We start from the raw sequence: 15,527 nt of genomic DNA, 5'->3' as shown, positions 1-15,527 counted from the left end.
CCGGGTTTTTCGTCTTGCGCGCGAGGAAGAATCAGCCCTTCGCCGCCGCGGCCGCCTTGCCCTTGCCGAGCATGCGGTTGATCTGCCATTGCTGGGCGATCGACAGGATGTTGTTCACGACCCAGTACAGCACGAGGCCGGCCGGGAAGAAGAAGAACATGAACGAGAACACCAGCGGCATGATCATCATGACCTTCGCCTGCACGGGGTCCGGCGGGGTCGGGTTCAGCTTGGTCTGCACGAACATGGACACGGCCATCACGACGGGCAGGATGTAGAACGGATCCGGCACCGACAGATCGTGGATCCAGCCCAGCCACGGCGCGCCGCGCATTTCCACCGACGACAGCAGCACCCAGTACAGCGCGATGAACACCGGAATCTGGATCACGATCGGCAGGCAGCCGCCGAGCGGATTGACCTTCTCGGTGCGGTACAGGCCCATCATCTCCTGGTTCATCTTCTGCGGGTCGCCCTTGTAGCGCTCGCGGATCGCGGTCATGCGCGGCTGCAGGTCCTTCATCTTGCCCATGGACTTGTAGCTGGCCGCGGACAGCGGGAAGAACACGAGCTTGATCAGCACGGTCAGCGCGATGATCGACCAGCCCCAGTTGTTCAGGAAGCCGTGCAGCTTCTCGAGCAGCCAGAACAGCGGCTTGGCCAGGATCGTCAGCCAGCCATAGTCCTTCACGAGTTCCAGGCCCGGCGTGATCTGCTCGAGCATGCGCTCTTCCTGCGGACCGGCGAACAGGCGGGCATCGGTGGTGACCGTCGCCCCCGGCGCGATCTGGCCCAGCGGCTGCTGGATACCGACGCGGTACAGGTTGTTGTCGATCTTCTCGACGTAGAACGAGTGTTCCTTGCCCGTCTGCGGAATCCACGCGGACGCGAAGTAGTGCTGCACCATCGCGACCCAGCCGTTGGTGGTCGGGCCCGGCACCGAAGCCTTGCCCTTGGCGATGTCCTCGAACGTGATCTTGTGATACTTGTCCGCGTCCGTGTACACGGCCGGACCCGTGAACGTGCTGTAGAACTGCGACTGCTCGACCTTGCTGCCGTCGCGCGCGAGTTCCATGTACAGCGTCGGCGAGATCGGGGCGGTGCCGTCGTTGGTCACGGCGAACTGCGTGTCCACGACATAGCTGCCCTTGTGGAACGTGTACGTCTTGACGAACTTGGTACCGTTCTTCTCGGCCGTCAGCACGACGCTGACCTTGTCGCCGCCGTCCAGCGAGCGCGGGCCCGGGGCCGCCGTGAAGATAGTCGTGTGGTTCGGCAGGTCGCCGCCGATCAGGCCCGAACGCGCGAGGTAGGTACGCGTGGCGTCACGCTCGAGCAGCACGACCGGCTTGCCGTCCTTTTCCTTCTCGTTGAGCAGTTCCAGGCGGGACAGGATGCCGCCGGCCGTATCGATCTCCGCACGCACCTCGTCGGTGGTGACGATGATCTTCTCGCCGGTGGGCTGGGCCGCCGCCGCGGGCGCTGCCGCGGGAGCGCCCGGCACGCCGGCGGCCGCCGAGGCGGCATTGGCCTGCGGTACGTCGTTGCGCGCCGCGGCGTCGCTCGCGCCTCCGGCCGGCGCCTGCTGCGTGGTCGCGCTCGGGAAGAACATCGACGCGTGGCCGTTGGCCCGCTGCCAGTTGTCGTAGAGGAGCACGAGGGCCATCGAGAAGATGACCCACAGGATGGTGCGTTTGATATCCATGTCTCGCTATGGTCGGAGGAATTCAGGGTCTGGGGAGCCGGATCGTGACAGGCGGCTGGCCTGGCGCGGCGCTCGTACGGGGCGCCTGGGCGCTCCCCATGTTTCGGGGCTCGGGCACGGGATCATACCCGCCCTGTGCGAAAGGATGACAACGGCAGAGCCGGCAAGCGGCCATCCAGCTTCCGCGTGCGGCGCCGTGCAGGGTGACGGCGTCGCGCGCGTATTCGGAACATGTCGGCAGGAAGCGGCACTGCGAGCCCAGGTACGGACTGAGCGCGATCTTGTAGATACGCAGCAGGACAAGCAGGATTCGCTTCATGGTGTCGGGATCAGGCGGGCGGTGGCATCGGCCTTGCCGCCACCTCCAGCAGGCTTGCGATTTCCGTGCTGCACGCCCGGCGGATCGCCGCCCGGCTGGCAAACTCGGCCCGCGGAAACTTGGTCTGCAGCCGCAACAGCACATCGCGGCCCGCGAGTTGGTCCTGCCGGCCGCGAAACAGTTCCCGGGCCATGCGCTTGACCAGGTTGCGCTCGGCGGCGCGCGGCGCGAACTTCTTGCCGACGACGACGCCAAGACGCGCTTCGGCCTTGCCGTTGGCGCGCACGTACAGCACGAAGTGCGGGCTGCGGCGGCGTGGCCGCAAAGCAAAAACGGATGAAAACTCATCCGTCTTTGTTAGCCTCGCGGCCTTTGGAAAGGCATGGGTAGACACGCTGTGCAAAGCTAGCGAAAAGCTGCGCCCGGCGGCTGCGCTCCCGGCCATCCTGAGTGCGAGGCGGTAGGCAAGAACGGGATCCGTCGGATCACCGTCCAGGCCGGTCGCCCGGCCCTCAGATTGCCAGGCGCTTGCGGCCCTTGGCGCGGCGAGCGTTGATGACGGCACGGCCGCCACGGGTCTTCATGCGCACGCGGAAGCCATGGGTACGCTTGCGGCGGGTAACGGAAGGTTGGTAAGTACGTTTCATGTTGCACTCTCTGGTTGATCCGGGCTATCCGGACGCCGGCACTGCCGGGGCCGTGGCCGCCGCGTATGGTTCGCACGAGGGTTCGCGGCGCGAGCCGCGAAGCCGATATCGAGTTGACTGCTGAGGAAGTCTCGATCCGCGCTGACCAACAACGCGGAAACTGGCAAGGACCGGGTGGCACATTTCGGGGCGTTACGGTTAACGTCCCGTACGACACACGTGATCCCCTGCCGAATCGCAGAACCCGCCATTTAACCGATTTTCGGCTGAGGTGTCAAGGAAACCGATGTGGGCAACCTCCGAAAGCGGCTCGGCCCAATCGGCCGCGCACGGGCCATTGTCCACACCTATCGGTGGGTAACAGCCACACGGGGCGATGAGGGGTCCAGGGGCGTCAAAGCGGCATCAAGTTGTTGTTCTGTTGGGAAAAAATCGTGTAAAGCGCGCTTGTCGCCACCCGCGCGGGGACAGGTTGTGCACAGCAATCCACTGAATTTGCACAAGTTGTCCACAGACTTATCCTTTGTGGATAACTCGGGCCGGGGGGTACAATCCCGGTCCAACTACTACACGGGCTGCGTGGCGCACGTACAACCCGGTCCTCTGCCATCGGTATACCGCTTCCCCCTGATGCCCTCGTCGCGCATCGTGGGTGCGGTATCGCCGTCTCGACCCGATCACGCGGATCGGGGCCGTGTGCGAGGCCGGATTGTGAAGAAGGCGTCGCAGCGCTCGTGCTGTATCCGGGAGGCTCGACCCGAGCCGCCTGGTACGGTCACTCAACAAGAACACATGCAAGATTTCTGGCAGGCGGCAGCCGCGCAACTCGAGCGCGAACTGACGCCGCAACAGTTCAAGACCTGGATCAAGCCGTTGGCGCCCGTCGCCTTCGACGAGGAGGCGCACGCGCTCAGAATCGCCGCGCCCAACCGTTTCAAGCTGGACTGGGTCAAGAGCCAATTCTCCGGCCGCATCACGGCCCTTGCGTGCGAGTACTGGGAAGCGCAGGTCAGCGTTCACTTCGTACTCGATCCCGCCGCCTCGGGGCGCGCGGCCGCCTATATGGCGCCGGGCGCGCAGCCGGGCGTGCATGGCGGCGCCCCGGAAGGCGCAGCACCGGGTACGTATCCGCAGTCGTCCGTGGCGGGTCAGTCCGCCCCCGGCCAGCGCGCGAACCATGCGCCCGCACAGGGGTACGGCAGCCAGCAATATGGCAATCAGGCGCCGGGCGGCTTCGACTATCCGGCGCCCCATCCGTCCAGCGCGCCGCAGGCGCCCTACCCCGCTCCCGTGAACCACGCGGGCGGCCATCCGGGCAGCCATTCGGGCAGCCACCCGGGCGCGCACCCGTCGCACGCCGGCCGCGGCGCGGCATCGGGCCATCCGTTACAGGGCAACCACATGCCGGACATGGGCGAGATCGATGTCGCCCAGATGGATCCGGCCGAGGCCAGCGCGCGGTCGTACCGCGTGCCCCAGCAGCAGCCGGCGCAGCCGCAGCAGAGCGACACGGTGCACGAGCGCTCGCGCCTGAATCCGATTCTCACGTTCGACAACTTCGTGACCGGCAAGGCGAACCAGCTCGCGCGCGCGGCGGCGATCCAGGTGGCGAACAATCCGGGCAAGTCGTACAACCCGCTCTATCTCTATGGCGGCGTGGGCCTCGGCAAGACGCACTTGATTCACGCGATCGGCAATTTCATGCTGATGGAGAATCCGCGCGCGCGCATCCGCTATATCCACGCCGAGCAGTACGTCTCCGACGTGGTGAAGGCGTACCAGCGTAAAGCGTTCGACGAGTTCAAGCGCTACTACCATTCGCTCGACCTGCTGCTGATCGACGATATTCAATTCTTCTCGGGCAAGAACCGCACGCAGGAAGAATTCTTCTACGCGTTCGAGGCGCTGATCGCGAACCGTGCGCAGGTGATCATCACCAGCGATACGTATCCGAAGGAGATCACCGGTATCGATGACCGGCTGATCTCGCGCTTCGACTCGGGTCTGACCGTGGCGATCGAACCGCCCGAGCTCGAAATGCGCGTGGCGATCCTGATGAAGAAGGCGGCCGCGGAAAACGTGAGCGTGCCGGAAGAGGTGGCGTTCTTCGTCGCGAAGCACCTGCGGTCCAACGTGCGCGAGCTCGAGGGCGCGCTGCGCAAGATCCTCGCGTTCTCGAACTTCCACGGCAAGGACATCACGATCGAGGTCACGCGCGAGGCGCTGAAGGATCTGCTGACCGTGCAGAACCGCCAGATCTCGGTGGAGAACATCCAGAAGACCTGCGCCGATTTCTACAACATCAAGGTCGCGGACATGTACTCGAAGAAGCGGCCGGCAAATATTGCACGGCCGCGGCAGATCGCGATGTACCTGGCGAAGGAACTCACGCAGAAGAGTCTGCCGGAGATCGGCGAGCTGTTCGGCGGACGCGATCACACCACCGTGTTGCACGCGGTGCGGAAGATCGCCGACGAACGCAGCAAGGATGCGCAGCTCAATCACGAGCTGCACGTGCTCGAACAGACGCTCAAGGGTTGAACGGTGGCGAAGGGCGGACGTGAACTAGCGTCCGCTCATGGCCATTCGACGATTTTACAAGCCGGCCTTGCCGGGCTGGCATACTACTGGCTACGCGCCCGGCGGCAAACGGGCGTCTGGATCAACCGGTTGTACCGCGGGAAATTGGCCTCAGATAAGGCTTTGCGGTGAGTCGGGACAGTTCTGCAATGCGGACGGGCGCGCCGTGGCTTTTTGGGCACAAGCGCGCCGCTTGCCGGAACCGCCCCGCTTCACCGCAGCGGCTTATCCTTGGTACAATGCAACATTAACTCCTTGATTCATAAGTGAATTTGAATCGATTTCAGGGGTTTGCGCATCTGCGGTCGAGCTGACGACAAACGACGAAGGATAAATTCAATGCAATTGGTCAAAACCTCGCGAGACAATCTGCTGCGTCCGCTGCAAATCGTGAGCGGCATCGTGGAGCGCCGCCACACACTCCCGATCCTGGCCAACCTGCTGATTCGCAAGTCCGGCTCGAACGTTTCCTTCCTGTCGACCGACATCGAGATTCAGATCACCACGCACGCCGAGTGCGGCGTCGGCAGCGACGACGTGGCCACGACCGTGGCCGCGCGCAAGCTGCTCGACATCCTGCGCGCGATGCCCGACGGCGACGTCGCGCTGTCGCTGAACGACAAGCGCATGACCGTGCAATCGGGCAAGAGCCGCTTTGCACTGCAGACGCTGGCGGCCGAGGAATTCCCGACCGTGGCGGAAGCGAGCGAGTTCAACGCGAGCGTGAGCCTGCCGCAGAAGACGTTCAAGCATCTGCTCGCGATGGTCCATTTCGCGATGGCCCAGCAGGACATCCGCTACTACCTGAACGGCATGCTGCTGGTGGTGGACGGCAAGAAGGTGATGGCCGTCGCGACCGACGGTCACCGTCTGGCGTATTGCGGTGTGGAGCTCGACACCGAAGCCACCGGTGGCGGCTCGCGTCAGGAAGTCATCATTCCGCGCAAGACGATTCTCGAACTGCAACGCCTGCTCGAGGACACGGACGATCCCGTGCAGGTGCAGCTGGCCGCGAATCAGGTGAAGTTCAGCTTCGCGAACATCGAGCTGATCTCGAAGCTCGTGGAAGGCAAGTTCCCGGACTTCCAGCGCGTGATTCCGAAGGGCTACAAGAATGCGTTCGCGATCGACCGCGTGCGTCTGCAGCAGGCGCTGCAACGTACCGCGATCCTGACGACCGACAAGTTCAAGGGCGTGCGCTGCATTCTCGACACGCACACGCTGAAGATCAGCTCCACCAACGCCGATCAGGAAGAGGCGCAGGAAGAGCTGGAACTCGATTACTCGGGCGACGCGCTCGATATCGGGTTCAACGTGACCTATCTGCTCGACGTGCTGGGCAACCTGAAGAGCGAGCAGGTACAGGTCAGCCTCGGCGACTCGAATTCGAGTGCGCTGATTACCGTGCCGGACGACGACAACTTCAAGTACGTCGTCATGCCGATGCGCATCTGATCCTCCGGAATTCGGACGACAAGATACCAGCAGGGGGCCGGATCCCGTCGATCCGCCCCTTTTGCCGTTTTAGTAACCCGCTATTGCGGAACGATCGGGGCGCGCCAGCAGCAACACGCGCGCCGATTGCCGCATTTGCCGTGAGTAGGAAAACATGACCGAACAGCAGAAACCGCAACAGGAAAACACCTACGGAGCCTCTTCGATCCAGATCCTGGAAGGCCTGGAGGCGGTACGCAAGCGACCGGGCATGTATATCGGCGATACGTCCGACGGCACTGGCCTGCATCACCTCGTGTTCGAGGTGCTGGACAACTCGATCGACGAGGCGCTGGCGGGCTATTGCACCGAGATCTCGGTGACGATCCACAGCGACAACTCGATCTCGATCGTCGATAACGGCCGCGGCATTCCGCCGGCCGTGAAGTTCGACGACAAGCACGAGCCGAAACGCAGCGCCGCGGAAATCGCGATGACCGAGCTGCATGCCGGCGGCAAGTTCAACCAGAACAGCTACAAGGTGTCGGGCGGCCTGCACGGCGTGGGCGTGTCCTGCGTGAACGCGCTCTCCAAGTGGCTGCGCCTGACCGTGCGCCGCGATGGCCAGGTCAACCTGATCGAATTCTCGCGTGGCGAGGTGCAGAACCGGATCATCGAGACCGTGGAAGGCCCGGACGGCCAGCCCGTGGAAGTGTCGCCGATGAAGATCGTCGGCGCGACCGACAAGCGCGGTACCGAAGTGCACTTCCTCGCCGACGAGGAGATCTTCACGCACGTCGAATTCCACTACGAGGTGCTGTCCAAGCGCATCCGCGAACTCTCGTTCCTGAACAACGGCGTGCATATCAAGCTCACCGACCAGCGTACCGGCAAGGAAGAGGATTTCGCGTTCTCGGGCGGCGTGAAGGGCTTCGTCGAGTACATCAACCGCGCGAAGACCGTGCTGCATCCGAACATCTTCTACGCGAACGCGGAGAAAGATGGCATTGCCGTGGAAGTGGCGATGCAATGGAACGACGGCTACAACGAGCAGGTGCTCTGCTTCACGAACAACATTCCGCAGCGCGATGGCGGTACCCACATGACGGGTCTGCGCGCGGCGATGACGCGCGTGATCAACAAGTACATCGAAGAGAACGAGATCGCCAAGAAGGCCAAGGTGGAGACCTCGGGCGACGACATGCGCGAAGGCCTGTCGTGCGTGCTCTCGGTGAAGGTACCCGAGCCGAAGTTCAGCTCGCAGACCAAGGACAAGCTGGTGTCGTCGGAAGTGCGTCTGCCGGTGGAAGAACTCGTCAGCAAGGCGCTGACGGACTTCCTGCTGGAAACGCCGACCGACGCGAAGATCATCTGCGGCAAGATCGTCGACGCGGCGCGCGCGCGCGAGGCCGCGCGCAAGGCGCGCGAGATGACGCGGCGCAAGGGCGCGTTCGATGGCATGGGCCTGCCGGGCAAGCTGGCGGACTGTCAGGAGCGCGATCCGGCGCTGTCCGAACTGTTCCTCGTGGAGGGTGACTCCGCAGGCGGCTCGGCCAAGCAGGGCCGCGACCGCAAGTTCCAGGCGATTCTGCCGCTGAAGGGCAAGATCCTGAACGTGGAGCGCGCGCGCTTCGACAAGATGCTGTCGAGCCAGGAGGTGCTGACGCTGATCACCGCGCTGGGCACGGGTATCGGCAAGGACGACTACAACCTCGAGAAGCTGCGCTACCACCGCATCATCATCATGACCGATGCGGACGTGGACGGTTCGCACATCCGTACACTGCTGCTGACGTTCTTCTATCGCCAGATGCCGGACATCATCGAGCGTGGCTACGTGTACATCGCGCAGCCGCCGCTCTACAAGATCAAGCACGGCAAGGAAGAGCGCTACATCAAGGACGACAACGAGCTGAACGCATACCTGCTGAAGCTCGCGATGGAGAAGGCCGCGCTGATTCGTCCGGATGGCAGCGAGATCAACGGCGATGCGCTGACCGAGCTCGCCCGCCAGTATCAGCTGGCGGAAGGCGTGATCAGCCGCCTCTCGCGCATCGTGGATAGCGATGCCCTGCGCGCGATCGCGGACGGCGTCACGCTGGACCTCGACAGCGCCGCGGCGGCGGAAGCTTCGGCCGTGGCCCTCAAGGCGAAGCTCGCCGAGATGCACGCCAAGACGCTGCTGGGCGCCGCCGTCAACGACGACGGTACCGCCGACGTCTACGCACAGTTCGACGAGAAGTCCGACAAGCACCGCCTGATGATCGCGCGCCGCCACCACGGCAACGTCCGCCTCTCGCACCTCGACGCGGACTTCGTCCACGGCGCCGACTACGAGGCGCTGGCCAAGGCCGCGGCGACGTTCCAGGGCCTGATCCCGGACGGCACGAAGGTCAAGCGCGGCGAAGGCGAGAAGCAACGCGACCAGACCGTGTCCGACTTCCACCAGGCCATGCAATGGCTCCTGAGCGAAGCCGAACGCGGCGTGACGCGCCAGCGCTACAAGGGTCTCGGCGAAATGAATCCCGACCAGCTGTTCGAAACGACGCTGGACGTGACGCAGCGCCGCCTGCTGAAGGTACAGATCGAAGACGCGATCGCCGCGGACCAGATCTTTACGACGCTGATGGGCGACGAGGTGGAACCGCGCCGGAACTTCATCGAAAGCAATGCGCTGGTGGCGCGGAATATTGATGTTTGATGATGTCGGATGTCACGAAACGTGAGATCTCTGCCAAGTTGTTGAGAACTCTGTGACGTGGAAATTGAGAAAAAGCCGCCTTCTGGCGGCTTTTTTTATGCCTAGTGTTTCGAGGGGATTATGGCCCCCTTATCGCTGGCTCTGGATTGAAGCGAACCGCCGGTGACAGGGTGAAGGATTCGCGCATGTCGCGTGCCTCCTCAACCGGTGTTCGCCCGAAAAGCCGCTTGAACTCCCTGCTGAACTGCGAAGTGCTCTCGTAGCCCACTCGTCCCGCTGCTGCCGCCGCGGTGACGCCGTCGCGAATCATCATCAGGCGCGCTTGATGAAGGCGGGTGGACTTGATGTACTGGATTGGCGACGTCTGGGTCACCGTGCGGAAGTTGGCGTGAAATGCCGGCACGCTCATGCCGGCCTCTTCGGCCAGGCGGGACACGTTCAATGGCGTCGCATAATCGGCATGGATGCGCTTCAGCGCTCTTGCGACGCGGCCGAAGCGCCCGTGGTGAGCGAGAGCGGCACGCATCGCGCCTCCCTGTGCCCCCGTCAACACGCGGTAGCAGATTTCCCGTACCAGGCCGGGCCCCAGAATCCGAGCATCCATCGGGACCGTCAATGTCTCCAGCAACCTGACGGTTGCATCGGCCAGATTCTCGTCAAGCCCCGTAGACACCATGCCGTTGGGCGGTGCCTGAGGCAGATCTCCTGCCGCCCCGATCTGCGTGATCAGTTCGCTGAGTTCGAGGAGGTCCAGACGGATGGACACCGCCAGCATGGGTTCCTCTGGCGAAGCCTGGGTTTCCGTGGAAAACGGCAGCGGTACCGACAGTACGAGATAGTGCTGCGCATCGTAGACATAGACCTCATTGCCCAGAAAGCCAAGCTTGCGGCCCTGGCACACGATCACGATGCTCGGCTCGTACAGCACCGGTGTGCGCCCAAGGGGCCGATCCGAACGCATCAGCCGCACGCTATCGAGCGTCGACTGCGTGTAGCCCTCGTTGGGCGCCAGTTTCTCGATCAGACGAACCATCCTGACGGAAGCGGGGGAGCGGACCTTGGACACAAAGCCTCCTCTTGTTTGCCTGCAGCCGCCATTCTAGCCCGCCTTGCACACCGTACCAGCCGGTTCAATAGGAACAGGCAATAACGGCATCGGTCCGTGTATTCGCCTGCAGGCAGGTCATCCCTAACATTCATGCACCGGCCGAACGAACCGTACCGCTTCATTGGAGGCCGAAACGCAACTGCGGAGCGCGCTGCATCAAGCGCCGACCTCCGCGGCCAGATCCGAACCAACGATAGGAGTATGCAACATGGCAATCGTAGCCAACGAATCGAAAGTCATTCTGATCACCGGGGCGAGCAGCGGCATTGGCGAGGGCGCCGCGCGCCTGCTGGCCGCGCAAGGACACCGGCTCGTGATCGGTGCACGCCGGACCGACCGGCTCGCCGGGTTGGCGGCATCGATCGTAGCCTCCGGCGGCGGGGTGTGTTACCGCGAGCTCGACGTGACCTCGGCCGACGACGTGGCGGCATTCGCCCAATTCGCGCTTGATGCCTTCGGTCGCATCGACGTCCTGATCAACAACGCGGGCGTGATGCCGCTTTCGCCGCTCAACGCGCTGAAGGTCGGCGAGTGGGACCGGATGATCGACGTGAACATTCGTGGCGTGCTGCATGGCATTGCCGCCGTGCTGCCGACGATGGAAACGCAAGGGATGGGCCAGATCATCAATATTTCTTCGATTGGCGGGCTCTCCGTGTCGCCGACTGCCGCAGTCTATTGCGCCACCAAGTTCGCCGTGCGCGCTATCTCCGATGGGCTGCGCCAGGAAACCGACAAGATCCGCGTGACGGTGATTTGCCCCGGCGTCGTGGAATCCGAACTGGCCGACTCGATCTCCGACGACACCGCGCGCAGGGCGATGCAGGAGTTCCGTCGCATCGCCATCACCCCTGACGCGATCGCACGTGCCATCGCCTACGCGGTGGAGCAGCCCGCCGACGTCGACGTCAGCGAGATCGTCGTACGGCCCACCGCCAGCCCGTTTTGATCCATCCGGCACGGGACCCAAATCAATCAGGAGAACATGATGACATCACGAAACACGACAAGCGGTGCCTTCGCAGGCAAGGTCGCCATCGTCACCGGTGCAGCCAGTGGTATCGGCCTGGCGACCACCGAACTGCTTCACGCCGAAGGGGCGAATGTGATTGCCGTCGAGCGCAGCAGCAACGTCGAAGCGCTGGCGCGACCTGGCATCGTTCCCGTCGTCGCCGATGTGGCGCGAGAGGAAAGCGCCGTGCAGGCCGTTACCACGGCAATCGACCGCTTTGGCAAGCTCGACATCCTCGTCAACAACGCGGCGGTCATCATCAACAAGCCGCTGGTGGATATGTCGCTGGAAGACTGGAATGGCATCCAGGCCGTCAATGCCACCGGCGCTTTCCTGTTCTCGCGGGAAGCCATGCGCGCCATGCTGCCGGCAAAGACGGGGGCCATCGTCAACGTGGGGTCCTACGCCTGCTATCAGGCCTTTCCGCTCATCGCAGCGTATGCGGCATCCAAGGGCGCACTTGCTCAGTTGACGCGGGCGCTCTCGCTGGAAGCCATCGAACACGGTATTCGCGTGAATGCGGTGGGCTCCGGCGATGTCATCACCAACATTACCAACCACATCCATGCGGACGGCCAGGCCTTCCTTGCCGAGCATGGCAAGAAGGCACCGATCCGCCGCGCGGCCCAGCCGAAGGAAATCGCCGAGGTGATCGCCTTCCTCGCATCGGAAAAGGCCAGCTTTATCGTCGGCGCCGTAGTCATGGCCGACGGTGGCATGAGCGTGGCCCTGCCTTGATCCACGTCTTGGCCGCGTAAGTATCTGAAGGCATCTGACGTGCCGAGAAAGAAAACCGCCCTCGGGCGGTTTTTTTCATGACCTTCAACGCGAGCCGCTTCCTGCGTTGTGCAACGACGAAGCGCCCGCGCCTCCGAACCGCATCTCGGCATTCGGGTCGATGCGCGATGCCGGCATCGGCTTGCCGATGAAATAGCCTTGCACGGCGTCGCAGCCGAGTTCCTTGACGAGGGCAAACTGCGTTTCGGTCTCGATGCCTTCCGCGACCGTTCTGATGCCGAGCGCGCGCGCGAGCGCGACCATGGCTTCGACCATCGCACGCGCCCGAGGGCAGGTTTCCTTGACGGTGAGTTCCTGCACGAACGACTTGTCGATCTTGATGCGATCGACAGGCAATCGCGTGAGGTATGCGAGGCTGGAGTAGCCGGTGCCGAAGTCGTCGAGAGAGACGGTCACGCCGAGCTGTCGTACCGCGGAAAGCGCGCGCGACGCGGTAGCGAAGTCGCTCATGACGACCGTCTCGGTCACCTCGATGTCCAGTACGGAAGCGCATACACCGGCCGCTTCGGCCGCCTCGAGAACCAGTGCGGCGAGATCGCCGTTCTGGATCGTCGTGGCCGAGAGATTGACGGCGACCTTGAACGGCGGACGGCTCGCCGCCTGCCATGCCGCCGCCTGACGGAACGCATTGCGAATGAGCCAGTCGCCGGTCGCCTCGTAAGCCGGCGATGCAAGCAGCACGTCGAGGAAATCGATTGGCGTGAGCAGCCCGAGTTGCGGATGGTTCCATCGCAAGAGCGCTTCGGCACCGTAGACGCGGCCGGTATGCAGATCCAGCTGTGGCTGATAGTGCAGTTCGAACTGGCGCGCGGCGCTCGCACTCTCCAGATCTGCGCGTAGCCGCCGGCGATGCGAGAGGCGCAGCGCGTCCTCCTTGCCGAACGACCACACCTGCGAGCCGCCCGCGCGTTTCGCGTGATACATCGCGATGTCCGCATTGCGCAGGAGTTCTCCGGCATTCGCCGCCGAAACGGGATAGCGCGCCACGCCTATGCTGGCCCCCACCGAAGCCCGCGCGCACGACGTCAAGATGGGCTCGCGCAAGCGTACGACGACTTCATGCGCGACGCGTGGGGCCTCGTCCTCGGGCGCGTCGACGAGAAAAATCACAAACTCGTCCCCGCCGATGCGCGACACGGTCCCGCCTTCGCCACACATGCCGGAAAGACGCTCGCCGATGGCACGCAGTACGTCATCGCCCGCGACATGGCCGAACGAGTCGTTCGTATCCTTGAAGCGGTCAAGGTCGATGAAGAGCAGATCGACGGAAGCGGCCGTGCCTTCATCGACGAGACGGTTCAGGCGCAACAACAGTTCCCGCCGGTTGATGAGACCGGTCAGTTCGTCATGCGTCGCCTGGCGCAACAGGCGTTCGGAGATGGCGCGCGCTTCGGTGACATCGCGGACGAGCACGATGATTCCGTCGTCGCTGGGGAACGCCCGCACTTCAAACCAGGTATCGAGCGGAGCGTAGAAGTCGGTCGCGGTGCTGGGCGTACCCGTCTCGGCGGCCTGGCGATAGGCTTTTTCGTAGCTCGACCCGAGGAGGTCCGGATATTCGGCCCAGATCTCGCGGCCCAGCAGGTCCGCGGACTGACGCTTGAGCAGCCGCTCGGCGGTATGGTTGATATTCCGAAATTTCCACTCTCGGTCGAGCGACATGACGCCGTCCGTGATGTGATCGAGTATTTGAAAACTTCCCACGTCCGCGCTTCTCCGTATTCGACCGGTGCGACGGCGCCGGTAATGTCTGCGATAACTGACAGGGCATATCGTAAGAGGAAATTCGCATGATGGCGATCATTCAGCGCCGGCGCCAGGGTGCGGCTTGCTGGCACGAGGCCCTTCAAACGGCGGTTTGAGCGATTTTCCGGCCGCCTGGCCGGGCGCTCGTGACCCGTACCGCGAGAAACCATCGGGCGGCTGTTCATCCGCCATTCAGATATCGATGCACGAGCGCCACACACATGGCGCCTTCACCGACGGCAGATGCGACGCGCTTGATCGACGCATGGCGGACGTCTCCCGCAGCGAACACGCCCGGCATACTGGTCTCGAGATAAAGCGGAGCGCGGTCGAGCGGCCATCGCGGGTCGGGCTCGAACTCGCGCAGGTCTGGGCCGGTGACGAGGTAGCCGGCTTCGTCCCGCACGATCCCCACGTGCGTGGCCCACTCTGTCTGCGGTAAGCCACCGATGCAGACGAAGAGGCAGTGCGCCTTGACCTTGCGGTGCTGGCCGGTGCGCATATCGGTCAGCGTGATTTCACGCAACGTCTCGTCGCCGTGGAGCGCCGTGACTTCGGTGCATGGGATAACTTCCACATTGGGTGCCGAGGTCACACGGTCCACCAGATATTGCGATAGCGTGCGCTTCAGCGAGGCGTCGCGCACGATCATGAAAACGCGATGGGCGGACTGCGCGAAGTACATTGCCGCCTGGCCTGCCGAGTTGCCGCCTCCGACAATATAGACATCTTCGCCGTGCGTCAGTGCCGCTTCACTCGCCCCGGCACCATAGTAGAGGCCCGAGCCAAAGAAGCGATCCTCGTCAGGCAGCCCTAGCTTGCGATACGCCACGCCCGTGGCGCAGATCGACGTTCGCGCCGTGATGCGAGTACCGTCTTCCAGATAGACGATGCCCTTTCCTGGCGGAAACTCCGCACGGATGCCCGCGCGTGCAAGCAGTATCTCGGCCCCGAACCTCACCGCCTGGGCGCGAGCGCGCTCGGCGAGCTCCCAGCCACCGATGCCATCGGGAAAGCCCAGGTAGTTCTCGATCTTCGAGCTGCTACCTGCCTGACCGCCGACCGCCCACCGTTCCACCAGTATCGTGCGCAAGCCCTCCGATGCCCCGTACACCGCCGCGCTCAGTCCCGCGGGGCCGGCGCCGTAGATGGCGAGGTCGTACTCCGATCGTGAGGGGTTGGCGAACCAGCCGAGCTTTTCCGTGATCTGACGGATGGTCGGGCATTCGAGCCGTGTGCCGTCATGGAAGACACACACGGGCAGGCGCGCATCGGTCAGGTCCTGCACGCCAGCAAGCGACGCAGCATCGTCGTCGCAAGTGAGCTCGATCCATTCGAAAGGAATGTCGCTGCGATGAAGGAAGTCGCGAATTGCGTAGCCGGTGGCTGTACGCCTTCTCCCGTAGATCTTTACCATGAAGGTGGCTCCAGGTCCGTCGTCCGTGCCAGTCAGGACGCCAACACCAACCACCATAGG

General features: G+C 63.5%; 12 protein-coding genes. 5 read left to right on the top strand and 7 right to left on the bottom strand.

Annotated elements, in window-relative coordinates; genetic code table 11:
* Positions 1–31: 31 nt before the first annotated feature.
* The 4 genes from yidC to rpmH form a co-directional block, all read right to left on the bottom strand.
* Positions 32–1,705, bottom strand: a complete 1,674-nt coding sequence (gene yidC, locus FOB72_RS14675) for a membrane protein insertase YidC (RefSeq protein WP_150373283.1) — start codon at positions 1,703–1,705, stop codon at positions 32–34.
* Positions 1,706–1,727: 22 nt separating this feature from the next.
* Positions 1,728–2,024 carry a membrane protein insertion efficiency factor YidD gene (gene yidD / locus FOB72_RS14670; protein WP_150373281.1) on the bottom strand — a complete coding sequence of 99 codons (297 nt, stop codon included), beginning with the start codon at positions 2,022–2,024 and terminating at the stop codon, positions 1,728–1,730.
* Positions 2,025–2,034: 10 nt separating this feature from the next.
* Positions 2,035–2,418 carry a ribonuclease P protein component gene (rnpA, locus tag FOB72_RS14665; RefSeq protein WP_150373280.1) on the bottom strand — a complete coding sequence of 128 codons (384 nt, stop codon included), beginning with the start codon at positions 2,416–2,418 and terminating at the stop codon, positions 2,035–2,037.
* A gap of 118 nt (positions 2,419–2,536) precedes the next feature.
* Positions 2,537–2,671: a 50S ribosomal protein L34 gene (rpmH, locus tag FOB72_RS14660; RefSeq protein ID WP_008650850.1), complete on the bottom strand. Its 135-nt coding sequence runs from the start codon at positions 2,669–2,671 to the stop codon at positions 2,537–2,539.
* A 792-nt stretch (positions 2,672–3,463) separates the two neighbouring features.
* Here rpmH and dnaA point away from each other — a divergent pair.
* The 3 genes from dnaA to gyrB all read left to right on the top strand — a co-directional run bounded on the left by dnaA (position 3,464) and on the right by gyrB (position 9,386).
* Positions 3,464–5,212, top strand: a complete 1,749-nt coding sequence (gene dnaA / locus FOB72_RS14655) for a chromosomal replication initiator protein DnaA (protein WP_150373278.1) — start codon at positions 3,464–3,466, stop codon at positions 5,210–5,212.
* Between the two features lie 378 nt (positions 5,213–5,590).
* Positions 5,591–6,706, top strand: a complete 1,116-nt coding sequence (gene dnaN, locus FOB72_RS14650; protein WP_150373277.1) for a DNA polymerase III subunit beta — start codon at positions 5,591–5,593, stop codon at positions 6,704–6,706.
* 154 nt (positions 6,707–6,860) lie between these two features.
* Positions 6,861–9,386, top strand: a complete 2,526-nt coding sequence (gyrB, locus tag FOB72_RS14645) for a DNA topoisomerase (ATP-hydrolyzing) subunit B (RefSeq protein ID WP_150373276.1) — start codon at positions 6,861–6,863, stop codon at positions 9,384–9,386.
* Positions 9,387–9,504: 118 nt separating this feature from the next.
* On the opposite strand, the gene FOB72_RS14640 is transcribed toward gyrB, so the two are convergent.
* A complete protein-coding gene (locus FOB72_RS14640) occupies positions 9,505–10,419 on the bottom strand; it encodes an AraC family transcriptional regulator (protein ID WP_150373925.1) in 915 nt (304 codons plus the stop codon).
* Positions 10,420–10,702: 283 nt separating this feature from the next.
* On the opposite strand from FOB72_RS14640, the gene FOB72_RS14635 reads away from it, so the two are divergent.
* Positions 10,703–11,443 carry an SDR family oxidoreductase gene (locus FOB72_RS14635; protein WP_150373274.1) on the top strand — a complete coding sequence of 247 codons (741 nt, stop codon included), beginning with the start codon at positions 10,703–10,705 and terminating at the stop codon, positions 11,441–11,443.
* 39 nt (positions 11,444–11,482) lie between these two features.
* Complete coding sequence (locus FOB72_RS14630; RefSeq protein WP_150373924.1) at positions 11,483–12,244, top strand: SDR family NAD(P)-dependent oxidoreductase; 762 nt, start codon at positions 11,483–11,485, stop codon at positions 12,242–12,244.
* 84 nt (positions 12,245–12,328) lie between these two features.
* On the opposite strand, the gene FOB72_RS14625 is transcribed toward FOB72_RS14630, so the two are convergent.
* Complete coding sequence (locus tag FOB72_RS14625; protein ID WP_150373273.1) at positions 12,329–13,966, bottom strand: putative bifunctional diguanylate cyclase/phosphodiesterase; 1,638 nt, start codon at positions 13,964–13,966, stop codon at positions 12,329–12,331.
* 265 nt (positions 13,967–14,231) lie between these two features.
* The gene (locus FOB72_RS14620) at positions 14,232–15,467 is read right to left on the bottom strand and encodes an NAD(P)/FAD-dependent oxidoreductase (RefSeq protein WP_150373271.1); all 1,236 of its coding nucleotides are present in this window, start codon (positions 15,465–15,467) and stop codon (positions 14,232–14,234) included.
* Between the last annotated feature and the right edge of the window lie 60 nt (positions 15,468–15,527).

The sequence above is a fragment of the Cupriavidus pauculus genome (assembly GCF_008693385.1).
GTDB lineage: Bacteria > Pseudomonadota > Gammaproteobacteria > Burkholderiales > Burkholderiaceae > Cupriavidus > Cupriavidus pauculus_D.
This window is presented reverse-complemented; position numbering and strand designations above follow the sequence as displayed.